Raw genomic sequence first — 16,686 nt, 5'->3', positions numbered from 1 at the left:
CGGTCAAACCCTCGAACAGAACGACACCGGAGGAAGAGGCACCCATGTACCAGCAGATGATCTTCGTGAACCTGGCCACCGACGACGTGGCGGCGTCTCGGAAGTTCTTCACGGAGCTCGGCTACACGATCAACCCGCAGTTCAGCACCGACGACTGCGCCTGCGTCGTGATCAGCGACACGATCATCGCGATGCTGCTCAGCAAGCAGCGCTACGCCGACTTCACCAAGAAGGAGATCGCCGACTCGACGAAGACCAGCGAGGTGCTGATCTGTCTGAGCGCCGAGAGCCGCGAGAAGGTCGACGAGCTGGTGGAGAAGGCGGTCGCGGCCGGCGGCACGGCGAACGACGACGTCCAGGACCAGGGCTTCATGTACGGCCGTTCCTTCGAGGACCTCGACGGCCACAGCTGGGAGGTCGTGTGGATGGACCCGGCGGCGGTGCAGGGCTGACCTCCTGCGCGCCGTCCCTGCGAACAGCTGTGCCAGCATGGGCGGGTGCAACCGACACCCGCCCAGCCAAGGCCCGCGCAGCCGAACCGTGCCGCCCGTGACCTCGAGATCGAGTCGCTCGCCGAGTTCGACGAGATCGTCGCCGCGCACGGAACCCTCGCCCGGTACCGCGTCCAAGCCGTCGACCTGACGGGCCGTACGGAGGTCCTGCTGGCCACCGACACCACGGGGGCCGTCTTCCTCGGCTGCCCGATGTCGGCCGAGGCCGCGGCCCGGGTCGGCGCGTCCGGCGCCCTGGTGTTCCCGCCGGTCCCGGACCTCCCCTTCGACCCGTACCGGGCCTTCGTCTACACCCCCGGCGAACTGTTCGACTCACTCGCCGAAGGCTACGAAGCAACCCCGGACGCACGTTCGTACGCCTGGTTCCAGGAGACGAGGGCGGACGGCGACATATTCGCCTCGATGCTCCGTTCGATCCACGACGACGCGGTCTCCGACGCGCTCGACGAACTCCTCATCGGCGCCCGGGTGGTGGGCGTGATGGGCGGGCACGCGATGGCGCGCGGCACGGCGGAGTACGCCGGCGCCGCCCGGCTCGGCCGGGACCTGGCGCGCGCCGGCCTCACCGTGGCGACCGGCGGCGGGCCGGGCGCGATGGAGGCGGCGAACCTGGGCGCCTACGCGGCCCCCTTCGAGGACGGGATGCTCGACGAGGCCCTGGAACTCCTCGCCAAGGCGCCGTCGTTCCGGCCCTCGGTCACCGACTGGGCGCGCGCCGCCTTCGAGGTCCGCGAGCGCTGGCCGGACGGCGGCTCCTCGGTGGGCATCCCCACCTGGTTCTACGGTCACGAGCCGCCGAACGCCTTCGCCGCGCACATCGCCAAGTACTTCGCCAACGCCACCCGCGAGGACGGCCTGTTGGCCCGCTCCGGCGCCGGTGTGGTGTTCCTGCCGGGCGCGGCCGGGACCGTACAGGAGATCTTCGACAACGCGACGCCCAACTACTACGAGTCGCGGGGCGAGCCGACCCCGATGGTGCTCGTGGACGAGGCGCACTGGAGCGAGCGGCTGCCTGCCTGGCAGTTGCTGACCTCGCTGGCGCGGGAGCGGTCGATGGCGTCCCGTATCGGCCTCGTTGACCGGATCGAGCAGGCCGCAGAGGCGCTGAAACGTCTCGGCAGTTAACGACTGTGCAAAGTCAACACCCGTGGACCGCATATGCATTGACACTGCTTATGGAACGCTTATAGACCTGTGAGCCTCTCGGGGATTCTGATGCCTCATCTCGCCGTTGCGTCAACTCCCCCGTTCACCCCCCGCAGTTGCACTCAGTAAAGGACAAACGTGTCCATATCCCGCCGCAGTGCACGTCGTTCCGTGCGCATCCTGGGTGTCGCCTCCGCGTCGGCCGCACTGGCCCTGGGCGTCTCCAGCACCGCCTTCGCCTGCAACATCAAGGACTTCTCCGCCGAAGCCACCTGCGACGGTGCCAAGGGCGCCATCGTCGTCACGGACACTGACGCCTCCGGCAAGGCCGCCACCATCACCGTGTTCCTCGAGAACAACGGCGCCGACGCCAAGCAGGTCGGCGAGGCGCAGACCGTCACGGGCTCCAAGGACGGCGCTAAGATCACCTTCTCCGAGGACTGGGCCCCCAACGCGACGTACCGCGTCCGCGTCAAGGTCGACAGCGGCAAGACCCAGATCGACACGGACATCACGCCGAACCTGACGACCCCCTCGACGGCGTGCGCGTCCGAGGAGAGCGCCAGCCCCTCGCCGTCGCAGTCGGAGTCGGCCACCCCGTCCCCGTCGGCGTCCGCGTCCACCCCGGCCGAGTCGGCCTCCCCGACCCCGTCGGCCAGCGAGAGCAGCAGCACCGCTCCGGCCGGTTCGTCGGACAACGCCCCGTCCCCGGCGGTCGGTGAGTCGAACCTCGCCGAGACCGGTGCCAACTCCAACACCGGCCTGATCGCCGGTATCGCCGGCGCGCTGGTCGCGGTCGGCGGCGGAGCCGTCTGGTTCGGCATGCGCCGTCGCGGCGCGCACAGCGGAAACTGACCGCGCCCGACACCCGTACCGCACCGAGGCCCGCCCCCGTTCCCCCGGGGACGGGCCTCGGTCGTGTGCCGAAGGTCCCGGTCGTGCCCGAGGGGACTCAGTCCAGTACGACGGTCTCCGTCGCGTCGAACTCGACGCCCACCGCGTCCCCGGTCTCCGGCGCCGCCCTGAGCGCGCAGGCCGCCTCCAGGCGGGGGCCGCCGTCCTCGGGCTGGAGGTGGACGGTGACGTGGGTGCCCTGGAAGGTCCGGGCGGTCACCGTGCAGGGCAGCCCCGCGGCGGCTGCGACGAGCCGTACGCCCGCGGGCCGCACCAGCAGCGACCGTGCCCCCTGCCCCGAGCCCTCCGGCACCGGCAGCTTGCCCCACGGGGTCACCGCGGCCGCGCCCTCGACGGTCGCCGGGACCACGTTGCCGAAGCCGAGGAAGCGGGCCACGAACTCGTCGGCCGGCCGCTGCCACACCTCAAGAGGGGTACCGGACTGGGCGATCCGCCCGTCCCGCATCACCACCACCCGGTCGGCCAGCGCGAAGGCCTCGCCCTGGTCGTGCGTGACGGCCAGCACCGTCGTCCCCAGCCGCCCGAACAGCTCCCGGAGTTCGACCACCAGCCGCTCCCGCAGCGAGCGGTCGAGCTGCCCCAGGGGTTCGTCGAGCATCAGCAGCCGCGGCCGGGGCGCCAGTGCCCGGGCGAGCGCCACCCGCTGCTGCTCACCACCGGACAGCCCGGCCACCGCCCGCCGCGCGGCCCCCGGCAGCCCGACCAGCTCCAGCAGCTCACCCACCCGCGCGGCCCGCTGTTCCTTCCCCGCTCCGCGCATCCGGAGCCCGAAGGCCACGTTCCCGCCCACGTCCCGCTGCGGGAACAGCTGGTGGTCCTGGAACATCAGCCCGACACCCCGCCGGTGCGCCGGCACCCGTGCCTGGTCCTGGCCGTCGAGCAGCACTCGCCCCGCACCGAGCGGTTGCAGCCCCGCCACCGCGCGCAGCAGCGTCGACTTGCCGCTCCCGCTGGGTCCGAGCACACACACCACCTCGTGCTCGGCGACCGCCAGATCCACCGTGTCGAGCACGGCGCGCGCACCGAACCGCACGGTCGCCGCGTCCAGTTCGAGAAGCGGCATCAGAACTCCCCCGTCCGGTCTGTCCGCAACCGTTCGAGCACCAGCAGCGCCACCGCGCACACCACCATCAGAATCGTCGAAAGCGCCATCGCCTCGCCGTAGTTGAGATCCCCGGGGCGGGACAGCAGCCGGGCCACCGCGACCGGCAGCGTCGGGTTGTCGGGCCGGGCGATGAACACGGTCGCCCCGAACTCGCCCAGCGACACCGCGAAGGCGAAGCCGGCCGCGATCAGCAGCGCCCGCCGCACCATCGGCAGGTCGACCTCCCGCCACACCCGCCACGGCGAGGCGCCGAGCACCGCAGCCGCCTCCCGCAGCCGCTCGTCCACGGCCCGCAGCACCGGCAGCATGGTCCGCACCACGAACGGGACGCCGACCAGCGCCTGCGCGAGCGGGACCAGGATCCAGGACTGCCGCAGGTCCAGCGGCGGCTTGTCCAGCGCGATCAGGAACCCGAAGCCGACGGTCACCGCGGACACCCCGAGCGGCAGCATCAGCAGCGCGTCGAAGCCGCGTACCAGGCGTCCCGCGTCCCGCCGGGCCAGCGCGGCGGCGGCCAGTGCGCCGATCAGCACCGCGATGGCGGTGGCGGCGGCCGCGTACTCCAGCGAGTTCACCACCGACTCGATCGGCGCGACCAGGAAGGTGCCGCCGTCGGCGTCGCCCAGCGCCCGGTAGTAGCCGAGACCGCCGTCGAACGACCGCCGTACCAGTACGGCCAGCGGCAGGAGGAGGAGCACGGCGATGGTCGCGAGGACCCCGGCGAGCAGCGCCCACTGGCCGGCCCCGCGCGGCCGCCGTGCCGTCACCGACGGGTCCACAAGACGCAGCGCGCCTTCCCGGCGCCGTACCGTCCACGCGTGCACGGCGAGGATCGCGCCGACCGCGACGAACTGGACGATCGTGAGGACGGCGGCCGTGGAGAGGTCGAAGATCTCGGAGGTCTGCCGGTAGATCTCCACTTCGAGGGTGGCGAAGGTGGGTCCGCCGAGGATCTGCACCACGCCGAACGAGGTGAAGGTGAACAGGAAGACCATCAGCGCGGCGGCGGCCACGGCGGGCGCGAGCGCGGGCAGGGTGACCTTGCGCCAGGCGGCCGCCGGCGAGACGCCGAGCATCCGTGCGGCCTCCTCCTGGCGGGGGTCGAGTTGCGACCACAGGCCGCCCACGGTCCGTACCACCACCGCGTAGTTGAAGAAGACGTGCGCCAGCAGGATGGCCCAGACGGTGGTGTCGAGCCGTACACCCCACACCTCATCCAGCAGGCCGCCCCGTCCGACGAGCGCGAGGAAGGCGGTCCCCACCACGACCGTCGGCAGGACGAAGGGGACCGTCACGACGGCCCGCAGCACCTGCTTGCCCGGGAAGTCGAGGCGGGCGAAGACATAGGCCGCGGGCAGCGCCACCAGCAGGGTGAGGGCGGTCGAGGCGAGCGCCTGCCAGGTGGTGAACCACAGGACGTGCCGGATGTCGGACTGCCCGACGACCTCGGCGATCCGCCCCGGCTTCCATACCCCGTCGGCCTTCAGGCCCCGGGTGACGATCGCCGCGACCGGCCAGGCGAAGAAGACGGCGAAGAACGCGACGGGCACGAGCAGCAGCCCGAGCCGCGCCGCGCCCGCCCGCCTGCCGGCGGTCACTTCAGTACGAGTGACGTCCACGTCTTGACCCACTGGTCACGGTTGGCGGCGATCTTGTCGGGCGCCATGGTCTCGGGATCCTGGGCCGCAGGACCGTACTCGGTGAACTCGGCAGGCACCGCGGCCCCCTTGACCACCGGGTACACGAACATGTTGAGCGGCATGTCCTCCTGGAACTCCTTGGAGACCAGGAAGTCGATGAGCGCCTTGCCGCCCTTGGTGTTCCCGGCGTTGCTCAGCAGTCCGGCGAACTCTATCTGCCGGAAGCAGGTGCCGGTCGCGACACCGGTGGGGGCGGTGCTGGGCTTCGGGTCGGCGTAGATGACCTCGGCGGGCGGCGACGAGGCGTACGACACGACGAGCGGCCGGTCCCCCTTGGCCTTCTTCCCGCCGGCCGAACCGGAGAACTCCTCGTTGTAGGCCTGCTCCCAGCCGTCGACCACCTTCACGCCGTTGGCCTTGAGCTTCTTCCAGTAGTCCGGCCACCCGCCGTCCCCGTACCGGGCGGCGGAGCCGAGCAGGAACCCGAGGCCCGGCGAGGAGGTGGCGGCGTTCTCCGTGACGAGGAGGTTCTTGTACTGCGGCTTGACGAGATCGGCGTACGACGCGGGCGGGGCCAGCTTGTGCTCGCTGAAGTACGCCTTGTCGTAGTTCACGCAGATGTCGCCGTAGTCGATGGGCGTCACCCGGTGCTTGGCGGCGTCGAGCTGGTACGCCGTTGCGACCTGGCCCAGGCCCTTGGCCTCGTACGGCTGGAACAATCCGTTGTCGAGAGCCCTGGACAGCAGGGTGTTGTCGACGCCGAAGAAGACGTCGCCCTGGGGGTTGTCCTTGGTCAGGATCGCCTTGTTGACGGCCTGTCCGGCGTCGCCGTCCTTGAGGACCTTGACCTGGTAGCCGGACTGCTTCTCGAAGTCCTTGAGCACGTTCTTGGAGACGGCCCACGAGTCGTGACTGACCAGGGTGACGGTCTTGGCGTCGGCGCCGGTGTCCGACGACGAGCACGCGGACAGCGTGACGAGACCGAGCCCGACGGCCGCGGCCACGAGGGTTCTGGTGTGCACTGGTGTTTTCCTCCTGGGGTGGACCAGGAAGAGACGCGGCCCTGCCCGTGAGCACGGGGCTCGCGGGCAGGGCGCAACAGCTTGAGTGATGACCGAACTTCCTACCCAGAATGACCTGGGCGAGGTTCAGAGGGTCTGCGGCCCGATTGCCGCACTCTCAGCGCTGTGGCGCTCCCCTGTCGGAATATGAAGATGTGGGTACGGCTGTGGATCCGCCCTCAGGCTACCGCTCCGTGGCCGCGAGCTGACCACAGGCCCCGTCGATCTCCTGGCCACGGGTGTCCCGGACGGTGACGGGAACACCGTGCGCGGCGATCGCCTCGACGAACGCCTTCTCGTCCTCGGGCCGCGAGGCGGTCCACTTGGAGCCCGGGGTGGGGTTCAGCGGGATGAGGTTGACGTGCACCGGCTTGCCCTTGAGCAGCCGGCCGAGCCGGTCACCGCGCCACGCCTGGTCGTTGATGTCCCGGATGAGCGCGTACTCGATGGACAGCCGGCGGCCGCTCTTCTCGACGTAGTCGAACCCGGCGTCGAGGACCTCGCGCACCTTCCACCGGGTGTTGACCGGGACCAGGGTGTCGCGCAGTTCGTCGTCGGGGGCGTGCAGGGAGATCGCGAGCCGGCACTTGAAGCCCTCGTCGGCGAACCGGTGGATGGCCGGGACGAGTCCGACGGTGGAGACGGTGATCCCGCGCTGCGAGAGGCCGAGCCCGTCGGGAGCGGGATCGGTCAGCGCCCGGATGGCGCCGACCACCCGCTTGTAGTTGGCGAGCGGTTCGCCCATCCCCATGAAGACGATGTTGGAGAGTCGCGCCGGTCCCCCCGGGACCTCCCCGTCCCTGAGCGCCCGCATACCGTCGACGATCTGGTGGACGATCTCGGCGGTGGACAGGTTCCGGTCGAGACCCGCCTGCCCGGTCGCGCAGAACGGGCAGTTCATCCCGCATCCCGCCTGCGAGCTGATACACATGGTCACCCGGTCCGGGTAGCGCATCAGCACCGACTCGACGAGCGTGCCGTCGAACAGCCGCCACAGCGTCTTGCGGGTGGTGCCCTCGTCCGTGGACAGATGCCGTACGACGGTCATCAGCTCCGGGAACAGGGCCTCCCGCAGCTTGTCCCGGGAGCCGGCCGGGATGTCCGTCCACTGCTCGGGGTCGTGCGCGTACCGCGCGAAGTAGTGCTGCGAGAGCTGCTTGGCACGGAACGGCTTCTCCCCGGCCTCGGCCACCGCGTCCTTGCGCTCGGCGGGCGAGAGGTCGGCGAGATGCCGCGGCGGCTTCTTGGCTCCGCGCGGGGCGACGAAAGTGAGTTCTCCGGGCTTGGGCATGGTGGTACCAGTGTCGCAGATCCACTTGGGTGGCCTGCGGCCGTCCGGACGCCCCGGGGCCAATATCACATATGTCGCATATATGGCAATATAGGGCATGTGGCATCCGTTCCGCCGACAGGAGTGAGGAGTGAATCATGATCGCCAAGCTGCTCGGCAAGCTGTTCTTCACCCGCCACTACGGTGCGTATGGGGAACACGAGTGGGACGCGTACGCCGGCGACGACTCGGCCTGACCGCAACGCCGGCGGGGACCCCGGGTGGCTCCCGCCGGCAAACGTTCTCATGGGCTCGCTGAAGGAGCCGCCGCGGCTGCCCGGAGGCAGCTTCGCGGCCTGGAGTCGTGACCGGCTGGCGACGGCCCGCCGCGGCGCGGCGGAATGCGGGGACGTCTGGCAGCTGGAGCCGGGGGTCTACGTGGCCGCCACGGCCGGTGCGTGCGAAGACGTCCTGCACCGCGCGCGGGACTTCCGCAAGGCGTCGTCGCCCCTCTTCCCGCCGTTGCGGCCGTCGGGCGGAGCACCGACGGCCGAGGAACGGGCCCGGGCCCACACCGCCCGGATGCGCGGACTGCGGCCGCAGGCGGTCGTGGCCCGGACCGGTGAGATCGCGGCCGGGACCGCCCGGTTCGCCGAACAGTTGCCCACGGGCCGGGACGTCGAGATCCTGCCCCTCGTCCGGCACGCCCTGGCAGAGGTGGGCGTGCGCTACCTCTTCTCCGAAGACGCTCCGGCCCTGCTGCCCTTCGCCGCGCGGCTCTTCCTGGCCCGGGAGCTGCTCGCCCGCCCCTCGCGTTGGGTATGGCCGCCCTGGATCCCCACACCGGCACGGCGGTTCCGCACCCGGCAGCAGGTCGCCTTCACCGACGCGTTGCGGCCCGTCGTCCGCCGACGCCTTGCACCGGGCCCGCTGGGAGACGACCTGCTGGGGCAGATGCTCCGGCCCTCGCCCCACCACGGCCTGCTGCCGGAGCAGGCCGTCCTCGACACTCTCCCGGGCATCACGGTCGCCACCTTCGAGGCACCGTCCCGGGCAGCCGGCTGGATCCTGCTCCACCTGGCGCGGTACCCCGAGGCGGCGGACCGCGTCGCGGCCGAGGCCGCCCTGCTGCCCGCGGACCCGGCCGCGACCACCGGCGAGCATCTCGAAAGCCTGCGCTACACCCGGGCCCTGGTGCACGAGGTGCTCCGGCTGCACCCCCCGAGCTGGCTGCTGACCCGGCAGGCCCAGCGCCGGACCGAGCTCGCCGGGTGCACCGTCGACGCCGGGTCGACCGTTCTCGTCTGCCCCTACACCGCTCACCGCGACGCGCGGGAACACCCTGATCCGGACCGGTTCCGGCCGGAGCGCTGGCTCGACGACGCCGGCTCGTCGGCGAAACCCGGCGCCTTCCTCTCCTTCGGTACCGGGCCGCACGGCTGCGAGGGGGCCGCCCTGGCCATGGAGATGCTGACGCTCCTGACCGCGCAGACCGCCCGCCGTCACCGCCTGAGCGAGCCGCCCGGCCCGGAGGCCGCCTACCGGGTCACCACGTTCGTGGGACTCGCGACGGACGGCCTGCGCCTGCGTGCCGCCTCGCGTCCGAGCGCCGTTCCGCACGCGCCCGGGTGACCGGCCGTCGGCCCGCTGCCGTCCAGTCGTCGGGCTCACCAGGTCACCGGCAGGGTGCGGGGCCCGCGGATCAGGCCCTGGCGCTGGAACTCGACCTGTTCCGGGGGTACGGCCAGCCGGATGCCGGGGAAGCGGGTGAGGACCGAGGCGATCATCACCTCGGCCTCCATACGGGCCATGATCGCGGCCATGCAGTGGTGGGGCCCGTGCCCGAAGGCCAGGTGGGGGCCGTCCGCGCGGTCGAAGTCCAGGCGGTCGGGGTCGGTGAAGACCGCGGGGTCGCGGTTGGCGGAGACGTACGCGTTGTAGACGGCTTCGCCGGCCCGGATCAGCCGGCCGCCGACCTCGACGTCCTCGACGGCGACCCGTGGGATGCCGACGCCGTTGCGGTGCGGGACGTAGCGGAACAGTTCGTCGACGGCCTTCGGCAAGAGCTCCGGCTCCCGGCGCAGCCGGTCCAGGTGGCCGGGGTGGGTGAGCAGCGCGTACATCATCGAGCCGCTGTTGTTGCGGACCGCGTGGCCGCCGCTGACCTGGATGGCGGTGGCCAGGGAGATCGCCTCGTCGGTGGTGATCTCGCCGGCCTCGGTGGCCTGCGCCAGTACCCCGGCGAGGTCCTCACGGGGTTCGTCGCCGCGGCTTCGGAGCAGCTCGGCGATCCGGGCCCGGGTGGCCCGCGCGGCCTCCCTGGCACGTTGTTCGGAGTCGGCGCCGGCCGACAGCAGGGCCTCGCCGGTCGCCGCCCAACGGTGCCAGTCCTTCTCGTCGACACCGAGGAAGTCACGGACCACGGCGATCGGGAAGGGACCGTGCAGATGCTCCATGAGGTCGGCGGGCGGCCCCGCGGCTTCCATCGTGTCGAGCAGTTCACCGGCCCGGCGCTCCGCCGTCGGCCGCAGCCGCTGCATGGCGTGCCCGGTGAAGGCCCGGGCGACGACCCGGCGCAGCCGGTTGTGCCGGGGCGGGTCGATGTACTGCAGGCCGGCCGTCTGCGAGGCCACCGGTTCCGGACGCATGCTGGTCACGTCGCGGCCGACGACCTGTTCCCGGGAGAACCGCGGGTCGGAGGTGACGAAGCGGACGTCCTCGTACCGGGTGACCAGCCAGGCGTGTCCGGCACCGTGCGGGAGCCTGATCCGGGTGACCGGTTCGTCGCGCAGCAGCTCGTCCAGGAACGGGTCGGGGTCGAGCGCGGGCAGGTCGTCGACGGACCAGAACCGCACCGGTGGCGCAGGCGGGACGGGGGACGGGGTGGCGGCCGGGACCGGGTCGAGGGGCATGGGCACACTCCCTGCACGTCGGAGGAGACGGCGTCCTCACAGGGAGTCTGCCTCCGACCGGCACGGCGGGGCGATTTCTGGTACGGCATCCGGGGCGGACCTGCCGGTGGGCCCCCGCCCTGCGAAGGCCGGGGGCCCACCCACGGCGGGGGTACGACGGCGTGTGGCGGTTACCGGTGTCGGGCCCGTGCTCGTGCCGTGCCTGTGCCTCAGCCGCTGCCGACGAACAGCACCATCAGCAGCCACACCACCGGAGCCGTCGGCAGCAGCGAGTCCAGGCGGTCCATGATGCCGCCGTGCCCCGGCAGCAGGGTGCCCATGTCCTTGATGCCCAGGTCCCGCTTGATCATGGACTCGCCGAGGTCGCCGAGCGTGGCGCTGGCCGCGACCGCGAGGCCCAGCAGCAGGCCCTGCCACCAGGTGCCGCCGTCGATCAGGAACTGCATGCACAGCGCGCCCGCGACCATGGCGAACAGCACCGCCCCGACCAGGCCCTCGCGGGTCTTGCCCGGGCTGATGCGCGGGGCGAGCTTGTGGCTGCCGAACCGCCAGCCGACCGCGTACGCGCCGGTGTCGCTGACCACCGTGAGCAGGAGGAAGGTCAGCACCCGCTGCGCGCCGTCCTCGGCGGTGAGCATCATCGCGACGAACGTGGCCAGGAACGGGACGTAGAACGCCGCGAAGAGACCCGCCGTGACGTCCTTGAGATAGCCGTCCGGCGGTTCCGTCATCCGCCAGACCAGGACGGCGAGCCCGGTGAGCGCGAGGGCCACCCAGGCGCCCTCGGCACCGCGCGCGTAGCCGGCGACCACCATCGCGGCGCCGCCGAGCGCCAACGGGACCAGGGGTGCCTTGATGCCCTTGCGCTCCTGGAGCCGGCTGGTCAGCTCCCACAGGCCCACCACGACCGCGACCGCCACCACGCCGACGAAGACGGCCTTGACGACGAAGAGGGACGCCACGATCACGACGCCCAGTCCGACGCCGACGCCTATGGCCGCACCCAGGTCGCGTCCCGCGCTCTTCTTCTGCGGCGCGGACGCCGGCTGCGGGACGTCGGGCATGGGCTCCGGATTCTGCGACGCGGCCGCGTGAGGCAGGGGCTGCGCCGACGAGGTGTCGTTGCGGAACAAGGGGCCGCTCAGCCGAGCGGCCCCCCGGTCGTCGTCCTGGTCACCGCCGTACGGGGGTACGTCGTCGGGCACGATGGGCATGGGGCGAGTCTGCTGCGCGTCATGCGCATCGTACGCGGGACCCGCCGGGGCGGCTCCCTGGGCGTACCCCGGGTCGTAGCCGTGGGCGTCGCCCCGCCCGTACCGGCCGGAGCCGTCGGCGGGACCGGGGCCGTAGCCCTGGCCGCCGCCGTGGGCGTACCCTCCACCCGAGCCGTGGGCGTGCCCCTGGCCCGAGCCGTCGACGGGGCCGTAGCCCTGGGCGGAACCGTCGGCAGGACCGCGCCCATAGCCCTGGCCGGCGCCGTCGGCGGGACCGGAGCCGTAGCCCTGGCCTGCGCCGTGGGCGTGCCCTCCGCCGGAGCCGTGGGCCTGGCCCTGGCCGGAGCCGTCGGCCGGGCCGGGGCCGTAGCCCTGGCCGGTGCCCTGATCGGTCGGCCGCCAGTACCCGGCCGGTGCCCCGGCCTGCCCGGCCTGCGGCCCGGCGGGTGGCGGGGCTCCCCAGGATGAGTCGTTCATCAGACTTCGAGAAGTTCCGCTTCCTTGTGCTTGAGGAGCTCGTCCACCTGTGCGACGTACTTCGCGGTGGTGTCGTCGAGCTCCTTCTCGGCGCGGCGGCCCTCGTCCTCGCCGACCTCGCCGTCCTTGATGAGCTTGTCGATGGCGTCCTTGGCCTTGCGGCGCACGGAACGGATCGACACCCGGGAGTCCTCCGCCTTGCCCTTGGCGACCTTGATGTAGTCGCGGCGGCGCTCCTCGGTGAGCTCGGGGAACACCACTCGGATGATGTTGCCGTCGTTGCTCGGGTTGACGCCCAGGTCCGAGTCGCGGATCGCCTGCTCGATGTTGCGCAGGGCCGTCTTGTCGAACGGGGTCACGACCGCCATGCGCGGTTCGGGCACGGAGAACGAGGCCAGCTGGTTGATCGGCGTCGGCGCGCCGTAGTAGTCGGCCACGATCTTGTTGAACATCGCCGGGTGCGCACGGCCGGTGCGGATCGCGGCGAAGTCCTCCTTGGCGACCACGACGGCCTTCTCCATCTTCTCCTCGGCCTCGAGGAGGGTCTCTTCGATCACCACTTGCTCCTGCGTGTCTTGAGTAAGGCCCGGCTGCGGTTCCGTTGCGGGCGGCGGCCGGCTGCGTCGCGTCTTCTTAGCTGCACGGTTCCCGACCGGCCGGACAATGTCCATCCCCCGGTCAGGGTCCTCAGGCGTTGCCGGTCAGGCCCGGCTGCCCTGGTCATCCACCAACGTGCCGATCTTCTCACCCTTGACGGCCCGCGCGATATTGCCCTCGGCGAGCAGCTCGAAGACCAGGATCGGCAGCTTGTTGTCGCGGCAGAGCGTGATCGCGGTGGCGTCGGCCACCTTGAGCTCGCGGGTGATGACCTCGCCGTATCCGAGGGAGTCGAACTTGACGGCGTCGGGGTTGGTCTTGGGGTCGGAGTCGTAGACCCCGTCCACGCCGTTCTTGCCCATGAGCAGCGCCTCGGCGTCGATCTCCAGGGCGCGCTGGGCGGCGGTGGTGTCGGTGGAGAAGTACGGCATTCCCATACCGGCGCCGAAGATGACCACACGGCCCTTCTCCAGGTGGCGCACGGCACGCAGCGGGATGTACGGCTCGGCGACCTGACCCATCGTGATCGCGGTCTGCACGCGCGAGTCGATGCCCTCCTTCTCCAGGAAGTCCTGGAGGGCCAGGCAGTTCATCACGGTGCCGAGCATGCCCATGTAGTCGGAGCGGGCCCGGTCCATGCCGCGCTGCTGGAGCTCGGCGCCGCGGAAGAAGTTGCCGCCGCCGATGACGACCGCGATCTCGGCGCCGTCCCGTACGACGGCCGCGATCTCACGGGCGATCTTGTGCACCACGTCGGGGTCGACCCCCAGGCCCCCGCCACCGGAGAAGGCCTCACCGGACAGCTTCAGCAGAAACCGGCCGTGTACTTTGCCGTCGTCGCTCTTCTGGGCCTTGGTGGTCATGGAGATCCCGCCTCTTTCACATGGTGCACATACGAAGAAGGCCATTGCCGGTGGGGTCGCTTTTCGCTGCCCATGCGCGGCAATGGCCTCCTCGTCAGATCTGCTGCCGTCCGTCACGACCCTGGCTGTGGCCGGGTACCCGGACGACTGCTCTCGACCGACCCTATCGGGATTTCCCCATGGGTCGCGCGTCGATCGGGGTACGGACTCAGATGCCGACCTTGATGCGGGTGAAGCGCTTCAGGGTGACACCGGCCTCGTCCAGAATCTTCTGGACGGACTTCTTGTTGTCGAGCGCGTACGGCTGGCCGAGCAGCGTGGCGTCCTTGAAGAAGCCGTTCAGGCGACCCTCGACGATCTTGGCGATCGCGGCCTCGGGCTTGCCCTCGGCGCGGGTGGTCTCCTCGGCGATCCGGCGCTCGGACTCGACGACCTCGGCCGGGACGTCCTCCTGGGAGAGGTACTTCGGCGCGAAGGCGGCGATGTGCTGGGCGACACCCTTGGCGATGTCGGTGTTCGGCTTGTCCAGCTCGACGAGGACACCGATCTGCGGGGGCAGGTCGGGCATCGTGCGGTGCATGTAGGCGAGGACGAAGCCGTCGGAGAACTGCGCGAAGCGGTCCAGGACGATCTTCTCGCCGAGGTTGGCGTTGGCCTCGTCCACGAACGCCTGGACGGTCTTGCCGGGCTCGATCTCGGAGGCGAGCAGGGCCTCCAGGTCGGCCGGGGAGGTCTTGGCGACGTGCTGGGCGATGGTGTCGGCGACGGCCTGGAACTTCTCGCCCTTGGCGACGAAGTCCGTCTCGCACTTCAGCTCGACGAGGACGCCGGAGGAGTTGTCGTCGGCGATGATCGAGACCACGGCGCCGTTCTCGGCGGAGCGGCCCTCGCGCTTGGCGACGCCCTTCTGGCCCTTGATGCGGAGCGCCTCGACGGCCTTGTCGACGCTGCCCTCGGCCTCGTCCAGCGCCTTCTTGCAGTCCATCATGCCGGCGCCGGTGAGCTCACGGAGCTTCTTGACGTCAGCGGCGGTGTAGTTCGCCATGAGTCGTTAAGTCTTTCTCGAAGTCGGGAGATCTGCCCGATCCACGATCTACACGTAGATGTAGAGCGCGAACCTGTGGGTGAACGGCGGGGGCGTTCGGGATGTCGCCGCCCCCGCCGTCGACGCTGACGGGTCAGGCCTGCTCGGCGTCCGCGGCCGGAGCCTCGGTGGCCTCGGCGGCAGGAGCCTCAGCGGCCTCCGCGACGGGAGCCTCGGTGGCCTCGGTGGCCTCGGCGGCAGGAGCCTCAGCGGCCTCCGCGGCAGGAGCCTCGGCGGGCTTCTCCGCCTCGTCGGCCTTCTTCTCGCCCTCGAGCAGGTCGCGCTCCCACTCGGCCAGCGGCTCGCCCGCGGCCTTCTCGCCCTTGTCACCGGTGGCGACACGGGAGCGGGAGATGAGACCCTCGGCGACCGCGTCGGCGATCACGCGGGTGAGCAGGGTGACGGAGCGGATCGCGTCGTCGTTGCCCGGGATCTTGTAGTCGACCTCGTCGGGGTCGCAGTTGGTGTCGAGGATCGCGACGACCGGGATGTTGAGCTTGCGGGCCTCGCCGACCGCGATGTGCTCCTTCTTGGTGTCCACGATCCAGACGGCGCTGGGCACCTTCTGCATCTCGCGGATACCACCGAGGGTCTTCTCCAGCTTGGCCTTCTCGCGCGAGAGCACGAGAAGCTCCTTCTTGGTCAGACCGGACGCGGCGACGTCCTCGAAGTCGATCTGCTCGAGCTCCTTGAGGCGCTGCAGACGCTTGTAGACGGTCGAGAAGTTGGTGAGCATGCCGCCCAGCCAGCGCTGGTTGACGTAGGGCATGCCGACGCGGGTGGCCTGCTCGGCGATGGCCTCCTGCGCCTGCTTCTTCGTGCCGACGAACATGACCGTGCCGCCGTGGGCGACGGTCTCCTTGACGAACTCGTAGGCGCGGTCGATGTACGACAGCGACTGGAGCAGGTCGATGATGTAGATGCCGTTGCGCTCGGTGAAGATGAAGCGCTTCATCTTCGGGTTCCAGCGACGGGTCTGGTGACCGAAGTGGACGCCGCTCTCCAGCAGCTCCCGCATCGTGACGACGGCCATGGCCGTATCTCCTTGAATTTCTCGGTTGTGCCGCGGATGCCGGACGGCTCCCGCGCCTGACGCCCGTGCGCGCTGTGCCACGAAGGACCGAGTAGCGCTGACACCTGCCGGTGATGGCCGGATGTCGGGGCGTGCGAAGTCGACCCGGTGGCCCGGATCGCCAGAAGAAGTGTACGGGACCGGCGGGGCACCGGGTGACGCCGCTGTCCACAACCTGGGAGCAGTCCACAGGTACCGGCCAAGATCGGGGCGCTGCGGGACGGTGTCGGCATGCGACGAACGATGCGGTGGTGGTGGGCGGCGACGGTGTTGCCGCTGGTCCTGGCGGTGACGGTGACAGGGTCCCGGGCGGACGGCGGGGCGCCGACGCCGGTTTCGGTTCCGGCCGTCGCCCGGCTGTGGCCGGTGGGGGTACGACCGCCGGTCCTGCGCGGCTGGGAGCCCCCGGCGTCGGTGTACGGGCCGGGGCACCGGGGGGTCGATCTGGGCACCGCGGCGGGGGAACCGGTGCGGGCCGTGGCGACGGGCCGGGTCTCCTATGCGGGGCGGGTCGCGGGGAGGGGCGTGGTGTCGGTGGAGCTGGCGGGGACGGAGCTGCGCACGACCTATGAGCCGGTGGCGGCGACGGTGCGAAAGGGGGAGGAGGTGGCGGCGGGGCAGGTGGTGGGGGTGGTCGAGGAGGCGGGGGCGCATTGCTGGGCGGCGGCGGTGTGCGTGCACTGGGGGCTGCTCAGGGGGGAGGTGTACCTGGACCCGCTGCTGCTGTTGCCGCCGTGGTTGTCGAACCGTGGGCCGTCGAGACTGCTGCCGGTGCTGGGGCTCCCGCTGCCGCAGGGATAGTCGGGGCCGGTTGCGCG

The 16,686-nt window shown here is 71.1% G+C and carries 14 protein-coding genes, 1 pseudogene and 1 riboswitch; of the genes and pseudogenes, 5 read left to right on the top strand and 10 right to left on the bottom strand.

Annotated features, from left to right (window positions below; translation table 11 throughout):
- The first annotated feature begins 44 nt into the window (after positions 1-44).
- The 3 genes from ABZ646_RS02490 (at position 45) to ABZ646_RS02480 (ending at position 2,513) form a co-directional block, all read left to right on the top strand.
- Entirely contained in the window at positions 45-452 is a 408-nt protein-coding gene (locus ABZ646_RS02490) for a VOC family protein (RefSeq protein WP_360512142.1), read from the top strand.
- A gap of 45 nt (positions 453-497) precedes the next feature.
- On the top strand, positions 498-1,637 hold the full coding sequence (locus ABZ646_RS02485) for a Rossmann fold nucleotide-binding protein (protein ID WP_360512140.1): 1,140 nt from the start codon (positions 498-500) through the stop codon (positions 1,635-1,637).
- Positions 1,638-1,829: 192 nt separating this feature from the next.
- Positions 1,830-2,513, top strand: a complete 684-nt coding sequence (locus ABZ646_RS02480; RefSeq protein WP_360512138.1) for an LAETG motif-containing sortase-dependent surface protein — start codon at positions 1,830-1,832, stop codon at positions 2,511-2,513.
- Between the two features lie 97 nt (positions 2,514-2,610).
- Here the strand turns inward: ABZ646_RS02480 and ABZ646_RS02475 are convergent, their stop codons facing one another.
- From ABZ646_RS02475 to rlmN, 4 genes are all read right to left on the bottom strand, one after another.
- Positions 2,611-3,636: an ABC transporter ATP-binding protein gene (locus tag ABZ646_RS02475; RefSeq protein WP_360512136.1), complete on the bottom strand. Its 1,026-nt coding sequence runs from the start codon at positions 3,634-3,636 to the stop codon at positions 2,611-2,613.
- Complete coding sequence (locus ABZ646_RS02470; RefSeq protein WP_360512163.1) at positions 3,636-5,234, bottom strand: iron ABC transporter permease; 1,599 nt, start codon at positions 5,232-5,234, stop codon at positions 3,636-3,638. The genes ABZ646_RS02475 and ABZ646_RS02470 overlap by 1 nt, the downstream gene beginning before the upstream one ends.
- Positions 5,235-5,272: 38 nt before the next feature.
- Positions 5,273-6,340, bottom strand: coding sequence for a thiamine ABC transporter substrate-binding protein (locus ABZ646_RS02465; RefSeq protein WP_360512134.1), 1,068 nt, complete (start codon positions 6,338-6,340; stop codon positions 5,273-5,275).
- An 80-nt stretch (positions 6,341-6,420) separates the two neighbouring features.
- Positions 6,421-6,528: riboswitch (TPP riboswitch) on the bottom strand.
- Between the two features lie 35 nt (positions 6,529-6,563).
- Complete coding sequence (rlmN, locus tag ABZ646_RS02460; protein WP_360512132.1) at positions 6,564-7,670, bottom strand: 23S rRNA (adenine(2503)-C(2))-methyltransferase RlmN; 1,107 nt, start codon at positions 7,668-7,670, stop codon at positions 6,564-6,566.
- Positions 7,671-7,955: 285 nt separating this feature from the next.
- Between rlmN and ABZ646_RS02455 the strand changes: the two genes are divergently transcribed.
- Positions 7,956-9,281 (top strand): cytochrome P450, encoded by a 1,326-nt coding sequence (locus ABZ646_RS02455; protein ID WP_360512130.1) that lies wholly within the window; start codon positions 7,956-7,958, stop codon positions 9,279-9,281.
- Between the two features lie 35 nt (positions 9,282-9,316).
- Here the strand turns inward: ABZ646_RS02455 and ABZ646_RS02450 are convergent, their stop codons facing one another.
- The 6 genes and pseudogenes from ABZ646_RS02450 to rpsB all read right to left on the bottom strand — a co-directional run bounded on the left by ABZ646_RS02450 (position 9,317) and on the right by rpsB (position 15,829).
- Complete coding sequence (locus ABZ646_RS02450) at positions 9,317-10,561, bottom strand: cytochrome P450 (RefSeq protein WP_360512128.1); 1,245 nt, start codon at positions 10,559-10,561, stop codon at positions 9,317-9,319.
- Between the two features lie 209 nt (positions 10,562-10,770).
- Positions 10,771-11,835, bottom strand: a pseudogene (locus ABZ646_RS02445) (phosphatidate cytidylyltransferase); the annotation flags it as partial.
- A gap of 416 nt (positions 11,836-12,251) precedes the next feature.
- Complete coding sequence (gene frr, locus ABZ646_RS02440; protein ID WP_132889831.1) at positions 12,252-12,809, bottom strand: ribosome recycling factor; 558 nt, start codon at positions 12,807-12,809, stop codon at positions 12,252-12,254.
- Positions 12,810-12,953: 144 nt separating this feature from the next.
- A complete protein-coding gene (gene pyrH / locus ABZ646_RS02435; RefSeq protein WP_360512126.1) occupies positions 12,954-13,712 on the bottom strand; it encodes a UMP kinase in 759 nt (252 codons plus the stop codon).
- Between the two features lie 208 nt (positions 13,713-13,920).
- Entirely contained in the window at positions 13,921-14,757 is an 837-nt protein-coding gene (gene tsf, locus ABZ646_RS02430) for a translation elongation factor Ts (RefSeq protein ID WP_360512124.1), read from the bottom strand.
- Between the two features lie 133 nt (positions 14,758-14,890).
- Entirely contained in the window at positions 14,891-15,829 is a 939-nt protein-coding gene (rpsB, locus tag ABZ646_RS02425; protein ID WP_360512122.1) for a 30S ribosomal protein S2, read from the bottom strand.
- Positions 15,830-16,099: 270 nt separating this feature from the next.
- Here rpsB and ABZ646_RS02420 point away from each other — a divergent pair, with 270 nt between their 5' ends.
- On the top strand, positions 16,100-16,669 hold the full coding sequence (locus tag ABZ646_RS02420) for a M23 family metallopeptidase (RefSeq protein ID WP_360512120.1): 570 nt from the start codon (positions 16,100-16,102) through the stop codon (positions 16,667-16,669).
- Positions 16,670-16,686: the final 17 nt, after the last annotated feature.

The organism is Streptomyces sp. NPDC007162 (genome assembly GCF_040634175.1).
GTDB lineage: Bacteria > Actinomycetota > Actinomycetes > Streptomycetales > Streptomycetaceae > Streptomyces.
This window is presented reverse-complemented; position numbering and strand designations above follow the sequence as displayed.

Bases quoted from the DNA above. Each gene is read 5' to 3' on its own strand.
- ABZ646_RS02490 (WP_360512142.1), top strand. From the start codon at position 45: ATGTACCAGCAGATGATCTTCGTGAACCTGGCCACCGACGACGTGGCG.
- ABZ646_RS02475 (WP_360512136.1), bottom strand. From the start codon at position 3,636: ATGCCGCTTCTCGAACTGGACGCGGCGACCGTGCGGTTCGGTGCGCGC.
- rlmN (WP_360512132.1), bottom strand. From the start codon at position 7,670: ATGCCCAAGCCCGGAGAACTCACTTTCGTCGCCCCGCGCGGAGCCAAG.
- ABZ646_RS02455 (WP_360512130.1), top strand. From the start codon at position 7,956: ATGGGCTCGCTGAAGGAGCCGCCGCGGCTGCCCGGAGGCAGCTTCGCG.
- ABZ646_RS02450 (WP_360512128.1), bottom strand. From the start codon at position 10,561: ATGCCCCTCGACCCGGTCCCGGCCGCCACCCCGTCCCCCGTCCCGCCT.
- pyrH (WP_360512126.1), bottom strand. From the start codon at position 13,712: ATGACCACCAAGGCCCAGAAGAGCGACGACGGCAAAGTACACGGCCGG.
- tsf (WP_360512124.1), bottom strand. From the start codon at position 14,757: ATGGCGAACTACACCGCCGCTGACGTCAAGAAGCTCCGTGAGCTCACC.
- rpsB (WP_360512122.1), bottom strand. From the start codon at position 15,829: ATGGCCGTCGTCACGATGCGGGAGCTGCTGGAGAGCGGCGTCCACTTC.
- ABZ646_RS02420 (WP_360512120.1), top strand. From the start codon at position 16,100: ATGCGACGAACGATGCGGTGGTGGTGGGCGGCGACGGTGTTGCCGCTG.